23 protein-coding genes are annotated in these 24,366 nt (G+C 41.8%); 13 read left to right on the top strand and 10 right to left on the bottom strand.

What is annotated here, in order from left to right:
• Window positions 1-37 precede the first annotated feature (37 nt).
• Entirely contained in the window at window positions 38-637 is a 600-nt protein-coding gene (locus tag PSV17_RS04155) for a hypothetical protein (RefSeq protein ID WP_300479956.1), read from the bottom strand.
• A gap of 149 nt (window positions 638-786) precedes the next feature.
• On the opposite strand from PSV17_RS04155, the gene PSV17_RS04150 reads away from it, so the two are divergent.
• Both PSV17_RS04150 and hslO read left to right on the top strand, forming a co-directional pair.
• Entirely contained in the window at window positions 787-1,089 is a 303-nt protein-coding gene (locus tag PSV17_RS04150) for a DUF3301 domain-containing protein (protein ID WP_300479955.1), read from the top strand.
• A gap of 28 nt (window positions 1,090-1,117) precedes the next feature.
• On the top strand, window positions 1,118-2,023 hold the full coding sequence (gene hslO, locus PSV17_RS04145) for an Hsp33 family molecular chaperone HslO (protein ID WP_300479953.1): 906 nt from the start codon (window positions 1,118-1,120) through the stop codon (window positions 2,021-2,023).
• Window positions 2,024-2,050: 27 nt separating this feature from the next.
• On the opposite strand, the gene PSV17_RS04140 is transcribed toward hslO, so the two are convergent.
• Together PSV17_RS04140 and PSV17_RS04135 are read right to left on the bottom strand one after the other, a co-directional pair.
• Window positions 2,051-2,539 (bottom strand): pilin, encoded by a 489-nt coding sequence (locus tag PSV17_RS04140; RefSeq protein WP_300479952.1) that lies wholly within the window; start codon window positions 2,537-2,539, stop codon window positions 2,051-2,053.
• A complete protein-coding gene (locus PSV17_RS04135) occupies window positions 2,536-3,321 on the bottom strand; it encodes an RNA methyltransferase (RefSeq protein ID WP_300479951.1) in 786 nt (261 codons plus the stop codon). The genes PSV17_RS04140 and PSV17_RS04135 overlap by 4 nt, the downstream gene beginning before the upstream one ends.
• 158 nt (window positions 3,322-3,479) lie before the next feature.
• Here PSV17_RS04135 and PSV17_RS04130 point away from each other — a divergent pair, with 158 nt between their 5' ends.
• Together PSV17_RS04130 and PSV17_RS04125 are read left to right on the top strand one after the other, a co-directional pair.
• Entirely contained in the window at window positions 3,480-4,217 is a 738-nt protein-coding gene (locus PSV17_RS04130; RefSeq protein WP_300479949.1) for a 16S rRNA pseudouridine(516) synthase, read from the top strand.
• A 45-nt stretch (window positions 4,218-4,262) separates the two neighbouring features.
• Entirely contained in the window at window positions 4,263-4,835 is a 573-nt protein-coding gene (locus PSV17_RS04125) for a lipocalin family protein (RefSeq protein ID WP_300479946.1), read from the top strand.
• Window positions 4,836-4,887: 52 nt separating this feature from the next.
• Here the strand turns inward: PSV17_RS04125 and PSV17_RS04120 are convergent, their stop codons facing one another.
• Complete coding sequence (locus PSV17_RS04120; RefSeq protein WP_300479945.1) at window positions 4,888-7,005, bottom strand: bifunctional diguanylate cyclase/phosphodiesterase; 2,118 nt, start codon at window positions 7,003-7,005, stop codon at window positions 4,888-4,890.
• A gap of 360 nt (window positions 7,006-7,365) precedes the next feature.
• Between PSV17_RS04120 and PSV17_RS04115 the strand changes: the two genes are divergently transcribed.
• The 4 genes from PSV17_RS04115 to PSV17_RS04100 all read left to right on the top strand — a co-directional run bounded on the left by PSV17_RS04115 (window position 7,366) and on the right by PSV17_RS04100 (window position 12,780).
• Window positions 7,366-9,918 (top strand): chemotaxis protein CheW, encoded by a 2,553-nt coding sequence (locus tag PSV17_RS04115; protein WP_300479943.1) that lies wholly within the window; start codon window positions 7,366-7,368, stop codon window positions 9,916-9,918.
• A gap of 161 nt (window positions 9,919-10,079) precedes the next feature.
• Window positions 10,080-10,817: a hypothetical protein gene (locus tag PSV17_RS04110; protein WP_300479941.1), complete on the top strand. Its 738-nt coding sequence runs from the start codon at window positions 10,080-10,082 to the stop codon at window positions 10,815-10,817.
• Between the two features lie 122 nt (window positions 10,818-10,939).
• Window positions 10,940-12,418 carry an ammonium transporter gene (locus PSV17_RS04105; RefSeq protein WP_300479939.1) on the top strand — a complete coding sequence of 493 codons (1,479 nt, stop codon included), beginning with the start codon at window positions 10,940-10,942 and terminating at the stop codon, window positions 12,416-12,418.
• The gene (locus PSV17_RS04100) at window positions 12,418-12,780 is read left to right on the top strand and encodes a hypothetical protein (protein ID WP_300479937.1); all 363 of its coding nucleotides are present in this window, start codon (window positions 12,418-12,420) and stop codon (window positions 12,778-12,780) included. The genes PSV17_RS04105 and PSV17_RS04100 overlap by 1 nt, the downstream gene beginning before the upstream one ends.
• 195 nt (window positions 12,781-12,975) lie before the next feature.
• Here the strand turns inward: PSV17_RS04100 and PSV17_RS04095 are convergent, their stop codons facing one another.
• The 6 genes from PSV17_RS04095 to PSV17_RS04070 form a co-directional block, all read right to left on the bottom strand.
• The gene (locus PSV17_RS04095; RefSeq protein ID WP_300479936.1) at window positions 12,976-13,857 is read right to left on the bottom strand and encodes a TraB/GumN family protein; all 882 of its coding nucleotides are present in this window, start codon (window positions 13,855-13,857) and stop codon (window positions 12,976-12,978) included.
• A gap of 82 nt (window positions 13,858-13,939) precedes the next feature.
• Window positions 13,940-16,078, bottom strand: a complete 2,139-nt coding sequence (locus tag PSV17_RS04090; RefSeq protein WP_300479982.1) for a YgiQ family radical SAM protein — start codon at window positions 16,076-16,078, stop codon at window positions 13,940-13,942.
• Between the two features lie 114 nt (window positions 16,079-16,192).
• Window positions 16,193-16,543 (bottom strand): DUF3147 family protein, encoded by a 351-nt coding sequence (locus PSV17_RS04085; RefSeq protein ID WP_300479935.1) that lies wholly within the window; start codon window positions 16,541-16,543, stop codon window positions 16,193-16,195.
• A gap of 12 nt (window positions 16,544-16,555) precedes the next feature.
• Window positions 16,556-17,956, bottom strand: a complete 1,401-nt coding sequence (locus tag PSV17_RS04080; RefSeq protein ID WP_300479934.1) for a copper oxidase — start codon at window positions 17,954-17,956, stop codon at window positions 16,556-16,558.
• 2 nt (window positions 17,957-17,958) lie between these two features.
• Complete coding sequence (locus PSV17_RS04075) at window positions 17,959-19,332, bottom strand: TolC family protein (protein WP_300479933.1); 1,374 nt, start codon at window positions 19,330-19,332, stop codon at window positions 17,959-17,961.
• 117 nt (window positions 19,333-19,449) lie between these two features.
• Window positions 19,450-19,806 (bottom strand): hypothetical protein, encoded by a 357-nt coding sequence (locus tag PSV17_RS04070; protein WP_300479932.1) that lies wholly within the window; start codon window positions 19,804-19,806, stop codon window positions 19,450-19,452.
• Between the two features lie 84 nt (window positions 19,807-19,890).
• Here PSV17_RS04070 and aat point away from each other — a divergent pair, with 84 nt between their 5' ends.
• The 5 genes from aat (at window position 19,891) to cmk (ending at window position 24,361) form a co-directional block, all read left to right on the top strand.
• On the top strand, window positions 19,891-20,592 hold the full coding sequence (aat, locus tag PSV17_RS04065) for a leucyl/phenylalanyl-tRNA--protein transferase (RefSeq protein WP_300479931.1): 702 nt from the start codon (window positions 19,891-19,893) through the stop codon (window positions 20,590-20,592).
• 17 nt (window positions 20,593-20,609) lie between these two features.
• Window positions 20,610-21,359, top strand: a complete 750-nt coding sequence (locus tag PSV17_RS04060; RefSeq protein ID WP_300479929.1) for an arginyltransferase — start codon at window positions 20,610-20,612, stop codon at window positions 21,357-21,359.
• Window positions 21,360-21,492: 133 nt separating this feature from the next.
• Entirely contained in the window at window positions 21,493-22,365 is an 873-nt protein-coding gene (locus PSV17_RS04055) for a prephenate dehydrogenase/arogenate dehydrogenase family protein (RefSeq protein ID WP_300479927.1), read from the top strand.
• 12 nt (window positions 22,366-22,377) lie between these two features.
• Window positions 22,378-23,700 carry a 3-phosphoshikimate 1-carboxyvinyltransferase gene (gene aroA / locus PSV17_RS04050; protein WP_300479925.1) on the top strand — a complete coding sequence of 441 codons (1,323 nt, stop codon included), beginning with the start codon at window positions 22,378-22,380 and terminating at the stop codon, window positions 23,698-23,700.
• Complete coding sequence (gene cmk, locus PSV17_RS04045) at window positions 23,687-24,361, top strand: (d)CMP kinase (RefSeq protein WP_300479924.1); 675 nt, start codon at window positions 23,687-23,689, stop codon at window positions 24,359-24,361. Before aroA ends, cmk begins: the two co-directional genes overlap by 14 nt.
• Window positions 24,362-24,366 lie beyond the last annotated feature (5 nt).

Genomic DNA, 24,366 nt, shown 5'->3' with positions numbered 1-24,366 from the left:
AATGACTTAGCTTCATTTATTTAGCATAACATTTATGCTAATCTACTACAGCCCCATTTTTAATGTTAAATAGTGGTAGCGTTAGGTCAACCGCTGTTCGATAAGATTTATGATTTTTCACTGGTGCATTTTTTAAACGTACCACTATGATTTTTGCCAACTTAACGCGCGTATCGACCAAAGATTGCTCTGAACCCTCTTGGCGAAGCGCTTGGGCATAGGCTTTTAATGGCCAATTTTCTGATGCCTCAAATTTCTCCGTGGTTAAGCTTTCCATTAACAACTTTAATGTCATTGGTAATGGCTTCCATTGTGTGGGGGTGATGTCAAAACCTGGATTGATATTTAATGCAGCAATCGCTTTAAAATCCTCTTTCCAAAATGGGAAGAACTCACGTGCGGCAGTCAAACAATCGTGCCAATCATCGGTTGGCATGGTTTCCATCAGCGGTTCCAACGCCTCGCGATATTCATTGCCATCTAACTCTTTTCCTGCAAGGCTCACAATCAGCTTCTCTAAAAACTGGGAACGCCTAAGTAACGCTGAGTTAACCGCACCCTTGGTCTGCAGTAGCTTTAAATAAGCCCTAACGGCTTCATCTTCACGCGTTTGATCCATTAGATTGCAATTCTTCATAATGACTTCATAAAACTATATCTGATATGCGGTAGCTTTAGCTTACAATTCGACATAATAATAGACTTTTTTTCAGTATAAATAATTTAAATCGCCAATGACGTCATAAAAGTTACTCATAAAAAATAAAACCTAGGAAAGAACACAGCATGGAAATTGCATTATTAGCCATACTCATTGGTATGGGTTGGTATTGGCTAGATAGTATGGACAAACGAGAACGCGCAATTTTATTAGGTCACGAGCTCGCCTCACGTTTTAATCTGCAACTACTTGATGAAACTGTAGCATGTAACAAATTATGGCTTGGGCGTAATAGTCGTGGGCATGTGCGGTTTTTACGCACTTATGAATTTGATGTTAGCGCCAATGGCGCGGATCGATTGCATTGCCATTTGATACTGCTTGGAAATGAGTTACTGAGCTGGGACATTCCACCTTATCAGCAATAACTTAACCGCCCTATGTTAAAATGGCGGCATGAAAACATATCAAGACACTCTGCAACGCTTCGTATTTGAAAACACGCCAGTACGTGGCAACCTAGTCAACTTAACGCAAACATTACAGCAAGCTCTGAATAAACAACATCTGCCTACAGGCTTACGAAAAGCGCTTGGCGAGTTAATGGCTGCCAGCGCCCTCCTCGCAGCTACACTTAAAATGAATGGCTCTTTGGTGATGCAAATTCAAAGCAAAGGTGCGTTAAAGCTTTTAGTGGTCGAATGTAATTCAGATATTGGCACCACAATAAAAATGCGCGCCACGGCTAAATGGAGTGGTGAAGTAGCCGATGATCAAAACTTGTTTGAGCTAATCGAACAAGGTCAATTCATGATTACGCTAGACCCAAAGGACGGGCAAGCCTATCAAGGAATCGTGCCAATAGAGGGAGATAGCATTAGCGCAGTGTTAGAAAACTACATGATGCGCTCAGAGCAAATTGACACCAAAATTTGGTTAAGTTGCGATGGTGACTCTGCTGCAGGCATGCTGATACAGAAATTACCAGAAACCATGAACCAAGAAACGCAAATACATGATGAAGATATTTGGAACCGTGTTGGTTATTTAGCTGGCACCGTGACGGATGATGAACTACTTAACTTGCCGACTGAAACACTGATTACCCGTTTATTTCACGAAGAAGATGTACGTCTATTTGAACCTAGCATCACGCAATTCTTTTGTAGTTGCACTCGTGAAAGCGTATCCAATATGTTACGCATGCTGGGGGATGAAGAAATCAATAGCATCATTGAAGAACAAGGCAAAATTGAGGTTAACTGCGACTTTTGTAATGCGCATTATGCTTTTGATAAGGTTGATGCCGCGCAATTAGTGGCGACTGAAGTAGCGCTGACCACTAGCCCTAAAATTCACTAAACAATTAGCAAATTATCCACATAGATTTTACCTACACATCATCGGTAAAAACTCAGGGGCAACATTCGTTCTGTTTTCGCCTTTTAGCGCCATTTTATCGGGTGCTTTAGCGTCACCACACACCCACGTCACTGGTACGATTTGAGACTCTTCAATGACCGCAGGTCGCAACGACAATACTTTACCTTTAAGTTTTGAATGTGCTTTATTGCCAAATGTCATGTGAATAGCGCCATTTTTCACTTCAACTGAACTTATAAAATTACTCACAATTTTATCTGCATCAGGCAGGCCTGCTTCTTTATTATCAGCAGGCAAGGTTTTGGTTAGCTTCCATGCAGCAGCTATAGGTTCTTTAACGATATCCGCCAATGGCAATGCTGCATTGACGTGCTCTTTAACTATGCGTCCCATGCTAGAAGGAATGGCAATCATCGCCAAGATTGCAATAATCGCAACGACCACCATCATTTCGATAGCAGAAAAACCTGTTTGTTTTAGTTTTACAGTAATCATAGTATTTGTCGTTTACGCTCAAATAAACAAATAGCCGCAGCTGCCCCTGCATTAAGTGACTCTACCGAACCGAATTGGCTTTCTGTCATTGGGATAGTAATACTTTTATCCGCAGCGGCTATGGTTTGCTTTCTCAACCCCGCGCCTTCATTACCAATCACAAACGCAGTTGCTTGCGTTAAATCTTGCGCATAGAGCGACTCGCCGTGCATAGCGGTTGCATAACTGTTGCCGTTAAAATTATCTAACTCTGCAATTAAATTAGCACGCTCAACAATAGGCAATACAAATTGGGCGCCCTGTCCGCCGCGTAAGGCTTTTGGCGACCATGCATCAGTACAACTTGTGCTCAGATAAACTGCTTCTACACCCGCCGCCGCCGCTGTGCGCAACATGCTGCCTAAATTACCAGGGTCTTGAATATCTTCTAACATCAATGCAAATTTCAGTTGCTCTGGCGCAGTTAATTGTGGAATCTTAACCAGCGCCAAAATACCAGTTGCACTTGCTACTGGCGTTAGTTCAGCAAACATCAATGTTGGCAGCATAATGGTTGAAATTTCCGTCAAGTTCTGAATCAAGCCAGTCGCTTCAACACTACTTTTACCTTCTGGAATTATAATCAGCACAGGCTCACCAAAAGTAGCCATATAAGCTTCTATTAAATGTACACCATCTAATAAAGTTTGCCCTTCACTACGGCGCTCACGCGAATTATCCGCTAATTTTTTAAGCTGTTTAAAAACTGGGTTGTCGCGTGAAATGATGTGTTTAAATGACATTGAACAATTATCTAACTATTAAAAATGACAGTTTAACCGAAACTCACCTTTGAACGTATTAGGATTTAAGTAAATCATCTAGATGTTAACAATCAAAATCAAGCACTTTAAAACTCACAATACGCTGGCTTTTTAATGGCTAACGTTATAATGAGCGTATGGCTAAAAAACTAAAATCAAAACTTCCGCTTGAACGCATTATTTGCAATCAAGGCTTTGGCGCACGTAAGTTGTGCCGCATTCTAATTCTCAATCAAGAGGTCACCGTCAATGGTGAAATTTGTGATGACCCTGACGCAGAGTTTGAAACTGAAAATCTGCAATACACGGTAAAAGGTGAAGCGTGGGATTACCGCGAAAAATCTTACTTAATGTTGCATAAACCGAGCAATTACGAATGCTCACACAAAACCCAGCACCACCCTACCATCTACAGTTTACTGCCTCACCCATTGGTGGTGCGTGATGTGCAATGTATTGGCAGGTTAGATGAGGACACCACGGGGTTAATTCTAATTTCAGATGATGGGCAATTTATACATCGCATGAGTTCGCCAAAACATAAGGTGCCAAAAGTCTATGAAGTGACTTGTAAACACCCAATGAACGATGAACAAATTGCTCACATTTTAAAAGGCGTGCAATTAATCGATGAAGATGCGCCGATTGCCGCACTCGCCTGTACACGCATCACTGAAAACATTATCCACATGACGCTAGCTGAAGGTAAATATCACCAAGTTAAGCGCATGGTGGCCGCCATTAGCAATCGTGTAGAAAGATTAAAGCGCATCCAAATTGGCGAAGTGAAGCTGCCTGATGACTTAGGCGTTGGCGAATGGCGTTGGTTAACAGAAGCGGAACTGACCTCCTTGAACAACGCTGAAAAAGCTTAAGCGATCACATAGTTAGCTTTAAAGAAAAAAATAGAGGTCTATTAAATGAAAAATATTTTTCCTTGGATTGCAGCTCTAGTACTCACGGCATGTATGGGAACACCTGAAAATGTGAAGGTGGTTGATAGCGTAGATGCAAGCCAATACCTGGGAACTTGGTACGAAATTGCTAGGCTAGACCATTCATTTGAACGTGATTTAGAAAAAGTAACGGCCACTTACAGCTTGCGTGAAGATGGCGGCATTAAAGTCATTAATCGCGGTTTTAATGCTAAAACTAATGAATGGAAAGAAGCCGAAGGCAAAGCTTATTTTGTCGACCCGCCCAATGCCGATAAAACCAATACGGGTAAGCTTAAAGTATCATTCTTTGGGCCATTCTACGGCGCTTATAACATAATGGTGTTAGACAAACCATACTATAACTATGTCATGATTTGTGGTCCGAATAAATCCTATTTATGGATTCTTTCCAGAACGCCACAACTCACCTACCCGATTAAACAACATTTGATTGCGCAAGCTAAAGAGCTCGGATTCGATACTGAGAAATTAATTCATGTGTCACAAAGCACTGAAATCATCAATTACAATGCTGGGCCACATGTGAATAAATAATGTGGAACGGCAGAGTATCTAAAATTATCTTGCTATGAATCTAATGAAGAATCTACTTTTGAAGTAATGCCTCAAAGTCAATCGCAAGTATTGGCTTACTGAAGTAATAGCCTTGCAGTTCATCACAACCTATCGACTGTAAATAATCGTGCTGGTAAAGAGTTTCAACGCCCTCAGCAATCACTTTCATGCCCAAGCTTTGCCCCAACACGATAATGGCTTTAAGTATGGCGGCATTCGCAGGGTCATTCTCAAGTTTGCAGACAAAGGCTTTATCTATTTTTAAACGATCTATCGGAAAATCCTTTAGATAAGCCAAGCTTGAATAACCTGTACCAAAGTCATCAATGGCTAACTTAACTCCTATCTTTTTTAGGGCATGAAGTGTTTTTATAAATTTCGGGGCATCATCAATTAATGTGCTCTCAGTGATTTCCAGCTCTAAACATTCTGGATCAAGATTAGAAAGTGCTAGAGCGTTCTCGATTATCTGCACAAGATTTGGCTGTTTAAATTGCCGTGGAGAAACATTGACTGCGATGGGGATGGATCGCCCCATTTTTTCTTTTAATTCTTTAGCCTTTTTACAAGCTTCAATAAGCACCCATTCGCCAATACTCTCAATCAGCCCAGTTTCTTCCGCAATATGAATGAACTTCATAGGCGGAATCAGTTCACCTTCTGGGGTTTGCCAACGAATTAAAGCCTCAGCGCCACTAATTTGACCTGTCGCAAAATTTACTTTAGGTTGGTAATGTAACAGGAACTCGCCGTTCTCTATCGCTAGCCTTAAGCGATACTCCATCATCACGCGTTCGGTTAATGCTTCGTTCAACTCCTGAGTGTAAATTTGATAGTTATTACGACCCGCTTTTTTTGCTTTATACATCGCTGTGTCAGCATTTTTAAGCAGTGTATTCGGCTCAATACCATCATCTGGATAGATACTTATGCCTATGCTAGAAGTGACAACGTAATCTAGCTCATTAATCACGCAAGGCGCAGCAATAGCGACCAATACACGCTGCATGCTAATTAAAACATCATTCACACTTTCGATATTGGTCAACAGTATGACAAACTCATCACCACCTAATCTCACCACAGTATCTACTTCACGAATACTGCTAGACAGTCGTTTAGCCATAATCAATAACAACTCATCACCTACCTCATGCCCCATGCTATCGTTGATGAGCTTGAACTGATCAAGATCGACGAAAGCCACGGCCATTTTATTTTGGTGACGGTCTGCAAAATTAATAGATTGTTGCAGTCTATCATTGAGCATATAGCGGTTAGGTAAGCCTGTCAGGCTGTCATGCTTGGCTTGGTGCTCAAGTGTATGGTCGTAGTTTTTACGTGCTGTTATATCCTCAACTGTACCTTCGTAATAGAGGAGATTTCCAGCTTTGTCATGCACCATGCGAGCATTTTCAGAAATCCAGATAGTGCTGTTATCTTTTTTATAAACTAATGATTCAAAGTTATGTACGCTTTGATTGGCTAACATGGCTTCCACAAACTCTTCACGGCGACCAGGCATGACATAAAGCTGTTGTTGAATATTATTAAGTACGCTTATTAACTCTTCTGGCGAGCTGTACCCATATATCTTGGCTAATGCAGGATTAACGATTAAATATTGTCCATTTGTCGATGTTTGAAAAATTCCTTCAATTGCATTCTCAAAAATAGATCTATAACGAAGTTCTGCATTATGTAATGACTGCTCAGCAATTTTCCGATTTGTAATGTTCTGAATAAAACCTTCTATCGCATGAACTTGACCTTTTGCATTATAAATCGGGTTACCGCGTTCACACACCCAGACAATATCTGTGTTGGCATGTCGAATGCGATATTCAACTTCAAAGCGTTTACCAAGCTTAACTGCTTCGTCAATAACAGCTCGTACTAACGGCCTATCATCTTTAAAGATTACTTCTTCATACGAAAGTAAATTATTGAACATTAAATCATCAGGAAAGTAACCTGTTAAATCTTTACATCCATCACTCACATAAATCATGGTCCAGTGCTGGTCATAAAGATTGCAATAAACCAAGCCTTCCAAATTATCTACCAACGTATCGAGCATGCGCTGGCGGTCATGCACAAATGCATCAATAGCAATAAGTGATTTAAAAGTTGGTGTGGGCGAATTCATGTAGTTTTTTTGCTTAGTAATTTCAGCACTTCAAAGTAGTTTAATTACACTAAGCAGAATTTATGCCATGTCTGAAAGAAGAAAGCTTAAGTACTCAAAGTGATTGGTGCGCCGTGTTAGTAGATTATCAGCATGAGCTCCAAGGTCAGCATTAGGAGCTAAGTTCACTTTAAAGGTGCGAGTGCTTCCTACCATGCACCAAAGTTAAGCTATTTCAAACATTTAACTTCTTCAAATGAGAGAGATCATTATAGAGAGCCTACTACATCCTTGGATTTTCTGCGCTGGCTTGCATTTTGCTTAACAGTAATTAAAAGTTCTACTTAACAATTGCTAGAGCAATAATTTTACGAGGTCTACATGAGCCAAATTACTACGATTGAACTTGATAACTTTCTCCCGTACATGAGAGATGTCATACGTTGTGAACAATCGTTACATGAGTTAAACCTAATGTGGCGCATGATCGAGTCTTCAGCAAAAATGAATTGCCCAACTGAGGCAAAAAGTATTTTACCTACGATGGCGGCAACTCGTGCGGGCTTTAACCGCTTAGAAAAAGAACTGGTATTAAGCCTAGTGCAAGAAAAGGTGGCTACTGTACTCAATGAAAATGGCACCAAAGCGCATTATGTCATCGACATTTTGGTACGTAATCTTTATGAACGCACCGCCGATGTTGGTTTTTTAGCCACTGATAATGAATTATGTGAATTTGTTGCGGGCTTATCAGGTAATGATGAAATCATTCGCGACCGTTTACTCGCTTATAGAAAAAAATATACGGTTTATGATGAAATTATTTTACTGGATGTACACGGCAATGTTTTAGTCCAAATTAACGAAGAAACACGCATTGAAGGCAGCTTAGATCCTCTAATTAAAGAAACCTTAAATTCAGATCAATACATCGAAACGTATCGTGCTTCGGACCTACGCCCTAACAAAAATAAAGCGCTCATTTATTCCAAGCGAATGCGACATCCCCACACAGACGAAGTGATTGGCGTGTTATGTCTATGCTTCGATTTTGTAGAGGAAATGGCGAGTATTTTTAAATCTCATGGCGATCCTACTGGGCGATCGGTAATGTTGCTACTAGATAGTGATAATTCCGTCATAGAGTCGAGCGATAAGACATGGGTTCCAGTAGGTTCTGTTGTACCCGTCAATGATGAAATGCATTCAAATTTAAAAGTGTTTAGTGGCCGAAAATATTTAGTAAGCACCTTTACTTCTGATGGTTATCAAGGTTACTTAGGGCCAAAAGGTTGGCAAGGCCAAGTGATGACTCCCATTGACATTGCTTTTACCAGCAAGGAAACCAATGCTTTAACAACATTAGATCCTGTAGTAGCTGAAGGCCTGTTGTCACATGCACAATCCTTTTGCCCTCCATTATTTGAAGTCATGAATGCTGCATCAACCATACGCCGAGTGGTGTGGAATGGACAGGTGATGACGGCTGGTCAAAGCGGTGAGTTACTGAAATTAAAAACCGTGTTAGACCAAATTAGTGAAACAGGTACCCGCAGTAACGAACTATTTGCTCAGTCAATTAATGATTTATACGAAACCGTGTTGGCTTCCAGATTACAAGACTCCGAATTCGTATCCCATTTATTAGTCGACTTACTTGATCGCAATTTATATGAACGTTCAGATGACTGCCGTTGGTGGGCAGTGACACCAGAACTAAGAGCGGCACTGGCCTCCCCCACAATCGACCATAAAACAGTCATGCTGATTACCGACATACTCGAATATATCAACTCTCTATATACCGTTTATAGCCGAATATTTGTGTATGACAAGACTGGCAGCATTATTGCCAGCACAAACCCCATGGAAGCTAATGCTTCTATCATCGGCACAAAAGTAGACGAGACTACACTTGCGCAAGTATTGTCACTACGTACAGAACAACAATATTATGTTTCGCCTTTTGCACAAGACAGGCTCTATGGCAATGCACCAACATACATCTACCACGCAGCCATTATGTCACCAAATGGCAACTCAGTAGTCGGCGGCATTGGCATTGTGTTTGACTCATCTACCGAGTTTTCTGCCATGCTGCAAGGTGGCATAACAGATAAAAAATCCGTTACAGCTTTTTATATCGATAGGCAAGGTCAAATCATTTCAAGCACCGACCCAACCCGTCCTGTTGGCACAATGCTAGAAATGGATGCTGATTTACTTGCTTTGCCTAATGGTAAAAGTACATCTCGTATTGTGATACACGATGGACATTATTCAATACTGGGATGCAGCAGCAGCAATGGTTATAGAGAATTTAAAGTGAGTGATGGCTACAAGGAGGATGTTATCGCTGTGGTTTATGACTCCTTTGGAGAAGTCCGTAATAATTACAGCTCTGGTAACAATTCAGCATCGATTATTAATGTATCGATGACTCAATCAACGGATCCTGAATTTGCTACTTTCTTTATTGATGGCGGGCTATTTGCAGTAGAAGCTGAATACATACTGGAGGCGTTACCAGCCTCTGAAGTCTCCCGTGTTTCTATAGGAAGCGGTTCAGAACGTGTTGGCATACTAGCCATACAACATGAGAGCGAAGGTAAGACTTTTGCTTGGGTATATGATCTTGGATACTTACTCAGCGGAAAACTGACAGTCGTTGATACCCATAGCCAAGTCATCGTGATTGAATACCAACAACACAAGATTGGCTTGCTGGTGGGTGCCTTACATTCCGTGGCGCAGTTTAATCAAAGCCAAGTGACCCAAACTCCGCTTGCAGTCAATAAAGGCGGAGTATTAGTCAAACAAATCATTAAAGCTAATAGTGGAAATCTTCTCATTCAAGGGATTGATATTAAATACCTGCTCAATATGCTCAGTAACCCCTTTGAGTTAGTCGGCGAGGATAAAAAAGCTGCTTAAGAGCTACGTTAATGCAATCCATAGAAGTATTGACGACAAGTGCAAAGTCTCGTGCACAAGTATTAATCTTTCGTTGTGCCCAAGTAATAAAAGAGAATGGCATAACGAGATTTGCAGACTTTGCTTAATAAAACCATTATCAGAATCTTAAGCGCATCTCAATGAAGATCAATCAAAACTCAGAACCAAACATTACAAAAAATTCGAAACAAAACTCTATATATTTAAGTTTACAAACTGTATTAAGTGAAGAAGAAGCAAATGAGGTCATTGAAAAATGGTCGACTTATTTCCAAGACACAGGCTCTGTATTTAATGGACTTAATAGTTTTGCAAAAGAAGTCTGTCAAACTTATGGAATCGCGGACCAACAACGCGACTTACTAAGAGCACTTCACCGTGCTTTATTGCTTGGTGATAGTGATTCAGCTGCCAAGGTGGTTAAAGACAATACGGGTAACAATCTGTCGATTGATCCCGCAATTGAGTCAATCAATGAAATAGACAATAACCAATACCAAGCGCTATTTACCAGCCAAGTAATTAGCACCCCAGAGTTTTTAACATTCCAATGCCTACTTCTTAAAATTTTAGATTTACTAGGTAAATTTGAAAATGGATTTAACCAAAAGCTAAATCCATTCTTAATAGAACTTACTCAGAGTATGCCTTGGTCTGTAGGTCAGCAAAATCAACTTCTCTCGTTAATCAACACAGGTAAAACTGTTCAGTTGCGCACCTATAAGCCAGATCAACTTAAATCATTTTTGAAACATTTGCGCGCATGGCTAGAGGGTGAAATAGGTGGCACTATAGCTACGCAAGTGATGGACGAAGCGATAGAAGCCATGAACAATGAACCCGAAAACCTCAACTACAATGTTAAAAAGTTTCAATAACATACGTTAAGGCATATTTTTTGCTTACATTAATTTAGATAACGGTATCTAAAACAGATTTTATAGTTCAGATTGTTAATTTTAATCCGTCAAAAATATTAAATACTTAGGAATTAAAACTTATGTACTCTAAAAAAAGCAATCTATGGATATGGCTTTTTGTTGTAGCAATTAACTTGTTGGCAATGCCAGCATACTCAGAGACATCTACTATTGAAAGTCCAAACGCAGAGCCTGTGGCTGCAAGCATAGATTCACCGACATCAACAATTGAATCAACTTATACACAAGAGCAAGTTGCTCCTCCTGTTACTCCCAAAATGGCTACTGTCGATGTAACACCAACCGCAGAATCCGTTTATACAAAACCTTACTTAGTTGGTTTTGATAAAATCAACTCGGGTGACACGGCATGGATGCTGTCTTCCACAGCATTGGTTTTGTTAATGACCATACCTGGACTAGTCTTGTTTTACGCAGGGATGGTGCGCAAGAAAAATGTACTTTCAACTGCTTTGCAAAGCTTTGCAATCTGTTGCTTGGTGAGTGTTATTTGGATACTTATTGGTTACAGCCTTGCATTTACACCTGGAACGCCCTATCTGGGTAGCTTAGACCGTCTAATGTTATCCGGTATTAGTTACATTAAAGCTACTAGCCAACTTTCTGTGAGTCACTTAGCACCAACCATTCCAGAATCAGTATTTGTGATGTTTCAAATGACGTTTGCGATTATTACACCGGCTTTAATTGTTGGCGCGTTTGCCGAACGCATGCGTTTTACAGCAATGCTAGTGTTTATGGGGCTTTGGTCAATATTAGTTTACGCACCTGTAGCACACTGGGTTTGGGAGCCAACAGGTTTGTTCGCATCGATGGGTGTATTAGATTTTGCTGGAGGAACCGTAGTTCACATTAACGCAGGTGCTGCTGGCCTCGTTTGCGCTTACGTATTAGGCCCTAGAGTAGGTTATGGCAAAGTACCCTTTATTCCATTTAACCTAGTGTATACACTGGTTGGGGCCTCTCTGTTATGGGTTGGTTGGTTTGGCTTTAATGCAGGCTCCGCATTAGCAGCCGATGGTCGTGCAGGCATGGCGATGCTAGTGACCCAAATAGCGGCTGCTATGGCAGCATTAACTTGGATACTAATTGAATGGTTAGTTAAATCAAGAATCACCATGCTGGGGTTCGCCTCGGGAGCTGTGGCTGGGCTTGTTGCTATCACGCCTGCATCTGGATTTGTCAATGTTAACGGTGCATTAGCGATTGGTATTGCTAGTGGTGCACTTTGTTACGTGGGTGCAACGAGCCTCAAGCGCTTATTAGGTGCTGATGATGCATTAGACGTGTTTGGTATTCATGGTGTGGGCGGTTTAGTTGGTGCAGTATTAACTGGCGTTTTTGCAGATAAGGCGTTAAGTGGTTTAGACGCGAATGTGACATTACAAGCCGTGGCGGCCTTTACTACCTTGGCTTACAGCGCAATAGTCACGCTTGTTATTTTAAAAGTTGTGGACTTATTAATTGGTCTACGTGTGGATGCCGAAGATGAACACGATGGTCTTGACATCACTCAGCACGCAGAGAGGATATTGTAATGGCTGAAACTTTGCATAGCACTGAAAAAGTCTCAGTAGCTGCGCTTATTAGCGTAATACTGAGACGTAAGATAAGTAGAACCATTGATATTAAATGGTTTGTTGAAAATGAAGCTTATGCCACACATATTATTGCGCTATGTCGTGAACAAGGATTAACCGACCTGAATGAATATGTCGATCGTTTTGAAATAATGATGTTTGGAAAATTATCTACGCCGATACCAATTCCAGAAAAATTCAGTGCAACTAAGAATGATACCAAGGAATTTCGGAATACTTTAGCACCCTCATTTGAAGAAGAAGTAGAAGATTTAAAAGAGGTAATAGATCCACATAAGTATGTGGGTGGTATTAGATAAATACTTACGGATTCAGCTTAGGCAGTTAATCGAGCTATATAGTGGTGCAACGGTGATATGTTGGTGCAATTGCCAACTATAAAGTTCTTCACTTTTTGCTACAAATTAGCGACTAAGCTTTAATTTTGATACCTTAATTACAGGATATCCAGCTGAATGTATTGAATCTGATTGATCGAATCTGATTGAATGAGCTTAGCGGATTGGGCTTAATCTATAACCCGCTTGTCTTAACCGAGCAATTAAACCTCCCTTACCAGCTAAGTGCGAGGCGCCAACAGCCACGAATACGCTCTTGCTATCAGCCACTTCTACAATACGTTGCGCCATCACCACATTGCGCTCATCTAATAACTTAGAGCGCATTTTTGCCCTCAAGGCTGGAGGAAGCATACCGCCTGTGATTTTTTCGTCTAGGGCAGCGACTTTATTACTATCTCCTGCTAAATAAGCCGCCATTAATGATTCAAAGTCACGCTCTTTCTGTTCTGGGCTACGTTTTAACACCGCGCGCAACATGGTAAGCTGTTCATCGCGACTAAAGCTATCCATTACGCCAAAATGTTCTTTTGCATCTTCAATGCCAATCACTTCTTTGCCGAAATCTTCAGACTTAGTCATGAGTAGATTATCTTGCGCGAATGGTGTGAGCGGTTTGGGTGAATCAAACACCACAGCAAGCAACCAAGGCTTCATTTGGGTTGTAGCACCACGGTGCATCACGTGAAATTCAGCTAGCGTATAAACTTTATCTAGCTCTGCTTCACTCAGCATATTTTTTAAATCACCATCTGGCATTTTGAATACACTTGGGTCATTAGCTGAGATTGTTTCCATCATAAACGCATCTACAGACTGCAAGGCTTTATCAACCGCTGGGGAAAAATTAGTCACACGATTGTCATCAGTATGCATAGTGCCAAATAGATAACTGGCTTTACCCGCAGGCGACTCCACTTTCCAGAACAAACCCTTTTCGGCACAAGCATTGGTGGTAGCAAGCGCTAAAAAAACAAATGTGAGAATAGCGCTGAATAGCCGTTTGAATTGCAAAATCCATTTACATCGAAAAATCATGGAGCCGCCTTAAAGTAGTAGAAATGTTAGCAATACAAACACACCTAATACTTTAGCTGGAACTTTTAGCTAGCAAGAGCGCTTAGGAATATTTGCGTTTGACTTCTGACACACGTCTAGGTCTAACAGTTCGTTCAAGTTTCTCACCACGCACCGTAGTAATTGGCTTGTTTGAAAGTGGCTGCCAGGCTGGTATCAAGTGCTGTTTGCCGTTACCAATTAAATCTGCACGACCCATTTTTGTTAATGCCTCACGGAGCATAGGCCAGTTGTTAGGGTCATGGTAGCGAATAAAGGCTTTATGCAGTTTACGCACATTACCCGCTTTGGGAATTGGCACATCATCAGAATCTGCCGTGACTTTACGGAGCGGGTTTTTGCCCGAATGGTACATCGCCGTTGCCATTGCCATTGGTGTTGGCGTAAATGTTTGTACTTGGTCTAACTTAAAGTCGTACTTTTTAAGCCAAAGCGCTAAATTAAGCATATCCAGTTCAGTAGTGCCAGGATGCGCGGCAATAAAGTACGGTATTAGATACTGCTTCTTACCCGCTTCAGCACTAAACTTTTCAAACATGGCTTTAAACTCATCGTAGGCATCCATGCCTGGCTTCATCATTTTGCTTAATACATTTTCTTCAGAATGCTCAGGGGCGATTTTCAAATAGCCGCCCACATGATGTTGCACCAGCTCTTTGACATATTCAGGTGATTTCACAGCGAGATCATAGCGAACGCCGCTGCCGATTAAAATCTTTTTAACACCTTTAATGGCACGCGCTTTACGGTATAGCTGGATTAAAGCTGTGTGGTCTGTGTTCAAGTTTTCACAAACTCCGGGATATACACAACTTAACTTGCGACAGTTTTTCTCGATGGTCTCTGACTTACAAGCGATTCGGTACATATTAGCCGTTGGGCCACCAAGGTCTGAAATCACACCAGTAAAGCCTTCAACTTTGTCGCGAATCTCTTCAACTTCTTTCAAAATTGAAGCTTCACTGCGGCTTTGAATGATGCGACCTTCATGTTCAGTAATACTGCAAAACGTACAGCCACCAAAACAGCCGCGCATGATATTCACACTAAAGCGTATCATTTCCCATGCAGGAATTTTTGCATCGCCATAAGCTGGATGCGGCTTACGCGCATACGGCATATCGTAAACGTAGTCCATCTCTTTGGTGGTGAGTGGAATCGGCGGTGGGTTTAACCACACTTCTCTATCGCCATGTTTTTGCACCAAAGCGCGCGCATTGCCAGGGTTGGCTTCTAAGTGCAACACGCGTGAAGCATGCGCATACAACACAGGGTCTTGCGCAACCGCTTCATAATCAGGCAAACGCACAAATTGTTTAGTACGGTCTGCTTTAGGCTTACGAACGATTTCAATGGCTTTTGTGCCTTCAGGTAACGCTGGTTTCGCATTATTCTCGTCTGTTGCACAACTGGCATCCGCTTTACCCATTTTCATTTCGTAAGGGTCAACATGCTTTTCAACAGTGCCTGGGCGGTCTAATTTAGTACTTTCAATTTCGCTCCAGCCTTCTGGTACCTTTTTACGCAAGAAAGCCGTACCTCGAATATCTTGAATATCCGTGATTTTTTCGCCTTTAGCAATGCGGTGACTTAACTCAATTAAAGCCCGCTCAGCATTGCCGTAAAGCAAAATATCCGCTTTCGAATCGATTAACACACTGCGGCGAACTTTATCACTCCAGTAGTCGTAATGCGCAATACGGCGCAAACTCGCTTCAATACTGCCAATCACCAAAGGCACATCTGAATATGCCTCGCGACAACGTTGCGAGTAAACCAGAACAGCTCTATCAGGACGTTTATTTGGCGCAGCATCTGGTGTGTAAGCATCGTCACTACGGATTTTTCTATCTGCAGTGTAACGATTTACCATGCTGTCCATATTGCCAGCAGTCACGCCGAAGTAAAGATTAGGCTTCCCTAACGATTTAAACGCATTGGCATTTTGCCAATCTGGCTGGGCGATAATGCCTACGCGAAAACCTTGCGCTTCTAATAAACGACCAACTAAAGCAATACCAAAGCTCGGGTGGTCAATATAAGCATCACCCGAAATCAAAATAATGTCGCAACTATCCCAGCCAAGTTCATCCATCTCAGCACGAGACATAGGTAAAATCGGCGCAGCACCAAACCGCTTCGCCCAGTAAGGGCGATAGCTATGAATGGGCTTTGCGAGCATTGTTGTATATTGTTCCAAGGTATTCGCTACAATTTTTTAAGTTCGCGCATTTTACGCGCTAATCGTATGATTAAGAAGCTTTTTTTATAAAAACATGTGTTAAATTAACCCTATCTAAATTAGGTCTATACCAAACTGTTTTACTAATAAGGCGAATAATAAAAAAGTAGCTATAGTAAATACCACACAGGCTGTCAAAGTAAGCACAAACCCCCATTTAGGCAGCAAGTAAGGGAAAAGTAAAAACATAGGCAACGTTGGCAATACATACCAAAAAGTGTAGTAGGCATGATTGGCAATTTTACTGGTGGGTTGATGCTCCACATATAGCCAAATTAGTGTAAGCACGGTCACCAAGGGCAATGCAGCAATCAAGCCGCCGAGCTTGTCACTGCGCTTAGCAAACTCTGAAACCATGACCACCACGCCCGCTGTGATTAAATATTTAAAAATAATATATTTCATGACAACTCCTGATTAATGTCCTTCATGGCCAGTAGGTTTGCGTACCTGCAACTCTACTACAGGCTTTTCAGACTTTATAGAATCCACAGCTTGCCTTGGCGGTTCTGGCGTATCACCTACAAACCCATAGGCCGTCGTACCTTTAGGAAACTTATAATTTCCTGGGTCTTTATAATCGCCTTTCGCTAAACCTTCACGCACTTTTAAAACAGAAAACATACCACCCATGTTCACATCGCCAAACTGTCCTTTGCCAGTCATCATCGGTAAGGTATTCTCTGGCAATGGCATCGGCATCATCGCCGCCATCTCGCTCATTTCAGCCATACCCGTTTCACCCATTGGCATATAATCTGGCACTAAGTTACTGATTTTATCGACCAAGTCGCCCTGCTTAACACCTATTAACGTTGGCACTTGATGCCCCATCGCATTCATGGTGTGATGACTTTTATGGCAATGTAATGCCCAATCACCGGGATTATTCGCCACAAATTCAATGGCGCGCATTTGTCCCACGCCAATATCCGTTGTTACTTCCGGCCACCTAGCCGTAGGTGGCACCCAGCCACCATCGGTACCGGTTACTTGAAACTCATGACCATGCAAATGCATAGGATGATTAGTCATGGTGAGATTACCCATACGAATACGCACTCGGTCATTCTTACGCACCACGAGTGGGTCAATCCCCGGGAATGCACGGCTATTCCATGTCCATAAATTAAAATCCAACATCGTGTTTATTTTTGGTGTGTAGCTTCCTGGGTCAATATCGTAGGCATTGAGCAAGAAAATAAAATCTCTATCGACTGGCATGAATTTAGGATTTTTAGGATGCGTCACCCAACTCCCCATCAGACCCATAGCCATCTGCGTCATTTCATCGGCATGCGGATGGTACATAAAACTACCTGCACGCTTTGCTTCAAACTCGTATACATAGGTTTTACCTGGCTCAATTGGCGCTTGTGTTAATCCACTAACGCCATCCATACCATTTGGCAATGGCTGTCCATGCCAATGTACGCTGGTTATCTCGGGCAATCTGTTGGTTACAAAAATACGTACCTTATCGCCCTCTACCACCTCAATGGTTGGGCCTGGGCTTTGACCGTTATAACCCCACAAATGCGCTTTCATACCAGGTGCGATTTCACGGACAACAGGCTCTGCAACCAAGTGAAACTCTTTCACGCCATTTTTCATACGCCAAGGCAGACTCCAACCATTCAATGTCACCACAGGGTTGTAGGGCCGACCAGTATTAGGTTGTAACTGCGATTGTGTATTTGCATTTTCTGCCGCAACAATTTCTGGCAAAGCTGCCATTGCGACTTTACTCACGGTAGAGGCTGCGATACCAGCACCCGCTAATTTAAAAAAATTGCGTCTACTTAATAAATTGTTCATTTTTATTTCCCCTCTTTGCTGGCGCGGCCAATCAACGACATTTCTAGTGTTGTTTGCTCCAACCAAAACTCATTTAAAGTTGCAATATAACTATTCACGCTTTGCACTTGTGCACGTGCATTGGCAAACAGCTCAAACGGGCTGATTAACATGCCGTTGTAGCGTAGCTGATTTTCTTGCAAAACTTTTTTGCGCAGCGGCACGATCTCATCGCGGTAGTGTTTAGCTAAGTCATAGTTGGTTTTATAGCGGCTATAAGCCTCACGAATTTCTGATTGGGCATTAATCGCCAATTGCGCAGTGCGATTAACTGCTTGCATATAGGTTGCCTCAGCATGTGCAACTTTCGCTCCACCCCAGTCAAACAAAGGTAATTCGAATGAAATATCTACGCCTTTTTTATAAGGATCACCACGTCGACCTTCTAGCACTCTTGCGGGGCCAATTTCTAGCACATTGATGAAACGAGTAGTTTTGGTTAACCCCAATTGTTTAGCTAAAGCTTGCGTTTCTAAACGCATTGCTTGCAAATCTAAGCGTTGTTCGAATGCGGTTTCTTCATAATCATTTAATTTGTCTATGGTTTGCGGTAAATCAGGCAGGCGTTTTTCCAAACTTAACTGCTCTACAGGCAGTGCAACTAAGCGCGATAAGGCTTCATGCGCACTAGTTTTTTGGTTTTTCGCGTTGAAATAATCAACAATGGCCTCAACATAGAAACTCTGCTCTGTCGCCCGCTCAAGCGCATTCCAATTACCGGCTTTCACCATACGTCTTGCCAACTCAGCACTTGCCTCCGCAGACTCTTTAACTTGTTCGCTATAGCTCAAGCGCTCATTGGCCGCCACCGCATTAAAGTAGGCAAGTCGCGTTTCATACGCTAAATTTAAAACATCAAGTGCGACGGATTGCTTAGTTCTTTCAAAATTGCTACGCTCAATTTCAAGCAATTTGGGGATGGTGATAAGCGAAAAAATATTAAACGTCAGCGCCTGCTCTATTTTGTAATCGCCATTATTTCTGGCATAAAACATAGAAAATTTAGGATTTGGCAAACGACCTGCTTGCACAACATCAGCTTCAGAAATACCAAGCTTATAAAATGAAGCCTGCAAATCTTTATTGTTAAGCAGAGCGAGTTGTACAGCACTATCCGCATTCAAAGGAGTTTTTAACAACTCAGACACTCTATCGTCTACAACTTTTTGCTCAGCCTCAGATTTTGTCCAAACAATTTCTTGCTTGATATGTGCTGTACTTACTTTTTTCACTCCCTCAAAGCCACCGTCTTGAGAAAATGTTGCACAGCCAACTAGAGTCAAGCTCGCTAATGCGCAAGTGAGCGTTTTAGTGAACTTGTTTTGGAAAAATTTCATATAAATCCCATCTAAAAAAGTCTGGTTTTACCGTGCATTCATCACAGTAAAACTAAAATTGATTGTCTGCTCGCCGTTTACAATGCATAAACAACGGGCAGCACAAAGCTTTGAGAGCTAAGCTATGGGTGGTTTTTGAGGTTGAATAGTGCTAGGAGAGTGATAAATTTCAACAAAAAGAGTTGTTGCAATCAATTGTTTTTTTAACGTAGGTGCAATCAAAGGCGCTTGTATCATCATTGAAAAACAAGCAAAACAATGACTGCAATCTTTACAGCTTGCATGCGCGTGCTGCTTTTCATGGGCCTGTTGTGCGTTAGGCACATCATGACAAAGTTCAGCGGACGCTTCTGTATGACTAGGGATAACTTGCACAGATGCCATCATGCCGCTTGCATAAACAGTTTCACTAATGAAAACTGTTAGCAATAGCAACACAAATAATCTTAAAAGTTTGCGCGATGACAAAGACATAGGATTCATTTAATCATAAAGGCTAAACAAGGTAAACTAACATTTACAGTCAATTGCATTGATTAATAAATTCACATAAAGTTTATGAGCTACGCCTATTATCAGCTACCCAATGGACGAGTCGCCAGCCTAGAAGAAGACTGCGACTTTCCGCCTTTAGCTAGGGCGCTAAAAGAGCCAAATGGCTTAATCGCAATTGGCGGTGATTTATCTGCAAAGCGCCTATTAAGCGCTTATCAACATGGTATATTTCCATGGTATAGCGAAGGCGAACCTGTGATGTGGTGGAGCCCAAGCCCGCGCATGGTGCTTTTCCCAGATGAATTAAAAATATCGAATTCACTTAAAAAAACGCTAAAAAAACAGCCCTTCGAAGTACGCTTTAATACAGACTTTCGTGCAGTCATGGCCGCCTGTAGCAACACACCTAGATTAGATAAAAACAACAATCCAGCAGGCACTTGGATTAGCCCGGAAATGATTGAAGCTTACTGTGAACTTAACCGCTTAGGCTATGCCATAAGTATGGAAAGCTGGCTTGACAATCAACTGGTCGGCGGTTGTTATGGAATTAAAATTGGGCGTATGTTTTATGGAGAAAGTATGTTTCATCATGTGACGGATGCTTCAAAAGTTGCCTTTGTACATCTAGTTAAATACTTACAAACGCAAAATGTTGGGCTGATTGATTGCCAGATGAAAACACCATTACTCGCCAGCTTTGGCGGTCGCGAGATTGAGCGAGACCAATTTATGCAACATCTTAAACTTTTAACACGGTCTTAATTGAATAAGCACGGAACATGACAACGCCATCTGAACCACCTTTAAACAAGCTGCAATTTTACGTGACCACTGGCTATACTTGCGGCTATTTACCCAATAAACTTGCACAAAGTTTAATAGCGACCCCACAACATTTAATCGATGCCCATATATATAGCGGCCTTATTCAACAAGGCTTTAGACGTAGTGGTAAGTTTGCCTACAGACCACATTGCGAAAACTGCCGAGAATGCATACCTGTAAGAATCAAGCTGAATGACTTTGTGCCAAATCGCAGCCAGAAGCGCGCTTTCAAACAACACCAGAACCTAACCACAACTATTCTGCCAATTGCTTACCACAAAGAGCACTACGCGCTATATGCAGCTTACCAAGATGCGCGGCATGCGGAATCTGAACTACACTCTGACCAAGATTCAGGCCGAAAAACCGAAATTGAAAAAATTGAACAATACCAAAGTTTTTTATGCCAAACCAATGTAGAAAGCGTAATGGTAGAGTTTAGAGAAAACAATCAACTTAAAATGGTTAGTGTGATTGATATTGTGCTCGATGGCATATCAGCCGTTTACACTTTTTACGACACCAGCGACGCACATGCAAGCTTAGGCACTTACAACGTACTATGGCAGGCGGAATGGGTGAAATCCCTAAATTTTCCTTATTTATACTTAGGCTATTGGATTAGAGAAAGCAAAAAAATGGCTTATAAACAAAATTATAAGCCACTTGAGATGCTGATCGATGGTGTGTGGAAGTGCCTCTAATGTTATGAAAATTAAATAAGCAGGGATATCTAAAAGTTAAATAGCAAAAATGCTACAATTTGGTTTTGCGATTGATCGCACTTTCTTTGTGTAGCATTTTTTGGTGTAGCATTTTCTGCTAAATATTTAACTTTTGAAAAAAATCGTCATTTTTGGTGTGGGTTTGATTGGTGGTTCTTTTGCGCTAGCGCTTAAGAAGGCCAGCGCAACACATATTATAGGCATTGGTCGCAGCCAAGAAAGTCTGCAAGAAGCGCTTAATCTAAGCGTGATTGATGCATTTTCTGATACGCAAGAAGTCAATATGCATGCAGCACTTAAAGATGCTGATTTAGTAATGATTGCTGCACCAGTTGCACAAACAGCAAGCATCTTATACAGCATAAAACCTCATATAAAAAGCAATACCATTATTACGGATGCAGGCAGCACAAAGTGTGACGTTTTGGCGTGTGCAAAAGAAGTATTAGGTGAACAATTCAACCAGTTTGTTGGCGGCCATCCAATCGCGGGCGCAGAAAAAAGTGGCGTAACCGCTGCAATGGCTGATTTATATATAGGTAAAAACGTTGTATTAACGCCTACCGCGGAAACCAACCAAGATGCCGTAGCCATAGTCGCTGAATTTTGGCGTGAATGTGGCGCTAATGTGAGCGAAATGCCAGCTGAAACGCATGACAGTATTTTTGCTGCAGTGAGTCATTTACCGCACTTATTAGCGTTTGCATTAGTCGATGACATCGCCTCACGCCCTAATGCCGCACAACTATTTAGCTTCGCAGCAAGTGGTTTTAGAGATTTCACCCGAATCGCAGGCAGTCACCCAGAAATGTGGCGCGACATCAGTTTAGCTAACAAAGACGCTCTTTTAAGTGAGATAAGAGCCTTTGAAAGTGAACTAAGCCAACTTAAAAACCTACTTGCAAACGAAGATGGTGCTGGAATACAAGCCCTTTTTGAGCGCGCCAGTGTTGCACGCAATGCTTGGGCAAAAAATAAACAATAAAGAAATGTAAAAATGGAACAACTATCACTACCCGCAAGACATAAAGCACAAGGCACTATTACGCTTCCTGGTTCAAAAAGCATCTCAAATCGCACTTTATTGCTGGCTGCTTTAGCTAGTGGCGTTACCGAGATTCGCGACCTACTAGCTTCTGACGACACATCACGTATGCTAGAAGCCCTGCAAACATTAGGAGTTAAACTAGAAAATTTTGCAGAAAATGCTTGGCGCGTAACAGGTTGTAACGGTAATTTTCCGAATAAAAACGCTGAAATTTTTCTTGGCAATGCGGGCACGGCTTTTAGACCGCTCACAGCTGCCCTTGCTTTAGCAGGCGGGGACTACACTCTTTCAGGTGTGCCACGCATGCATGAACGACCTATTGGTGATTTGGTGGATGCATTAAAACAAGCTGGTTCAGAAGTTCATTACTTAGCTAACAATGGCTTTCCACCATTAAAACTTTACCCACCTAAAATTGATTTATCTAAACCAATTAAGATTCGTGGTGATGTTTCAAGCCAGTTTTTAACTGCATTACTCATGGCTCTTCCACTCACAAAACAAAAAGCTACTATTGAGGTTGTTGGTGAATTAATTTCTAAACCTTACATTGAAATTACGCTTAATTTAATGGCTAAGTTTGGTATCGATGTAGTTCGAGATGGTTGGGAACGTTTTACAATTCCAGAAAACTGTAGCTATAAAAGCCCGGGCATATTTTTTGTTGAAGGTGATGCCTCTTCAGCTTCATATTTTTTGGCAGCGGGCGCGATTAGTGGTGGGCCAGTGCGCGTTATAGGCATAAGCAAAGATAGCATTCAGGGCGATGTAAAATTTACAGGACCTTTAGGTCAACCTGTATATACTACAGCCCCCTTAAGCTACATGAATGCCATAATTAGCTGGGGTGATAACTGGATTGAATCTCGCGCCCCTGTTGGAGGCAAACTTCTACCATTAAATATTGACTGCAACCACATCCCTGATGCCGCAATGACTTTAGCAATTGTAGCCTTGTTTGCAGAAGGCACTTCAACTTTGCGTAACATCGCCAGCTGGCGTGTGAAAGAAACAGACCGTATCGCAGCCATGGCAACTGAGTTACGCAAAGTTGGCGCGATTGTAGAAGAAGGTGCTGATTACATTAAAATCACCCCGCCTGCACAACTCACACCTAATGCAGTGATTGATACCTACGACGATCACCGCATGGCGATGTGCTTCTCACTTGTGTCACTCGGCGGCGTGCCTATTACGATTAACGACCCTGCTTGCGTTAATAAAACATTCCCTAACTATTTTAAAGAGTTTAAAAATATTGCCATTAGTTAACCCCACTCCAGTCATCGCCATTGATGGGCCTTCCGCATCAGGTAAAGGCACTGTTGCACAGCTTGTCGCGAGCAAGCTTGGTTTTCATTATTTAGATTCTGGCGCGTTATACCGCATCGTTGCTTTTGCCGCGCAGCAAAACAATATCGCTTGGAGTGACGCGTTAGCCGTTACCGCATGCTGCAAAACACTCAAAATTGAATTTATCAACGAGCAGGTTTTACTTAATAATAAAGATGTTTCCAACGAAATACGCACTGAAGAAATCGGCAAAGGCGCATCACAAGTAGCGGTACACGCGCCATTACGCGCAGCGCTAGTCGAGATACAACATAATTTTTGCAAAGCCCCTGGCTTAGTGGCGGATGGGCGCGACATGGGAACCGTAATATTTCCGAAAGCAGAATTGAAAGTATTTCTCACTGCAAGTACTGAAACGCGCGCACTACGCCGCTACAAACAACTGCTAGGCAAGAACGAACCCGCTAATTATGAGAGCATCCTGCAAGACTTAACTGAACGTGACGCTAGGGATAAAGGACGCGCAAGCGCACCATTAGTCATGGCTGATGATGCCATTTTACTAGAAACTGACAATGTAGGTATTTCGGCAGCCGTTGACTATATTTTGCAAAAATACCAAATTCTGCCAATTAGTTAAGTTTT

This window comes from Methylotenera sp. (assembly GCF_029946165.1).
GTDB lineage: Bacteria > Pseudomonadota > Gammaproteobacteria > Burkholderiales > Methylophilaceae > Methylotenera.
This window is presented reverse-complemented; position numbering and strand designations above follow the sequence as displayed.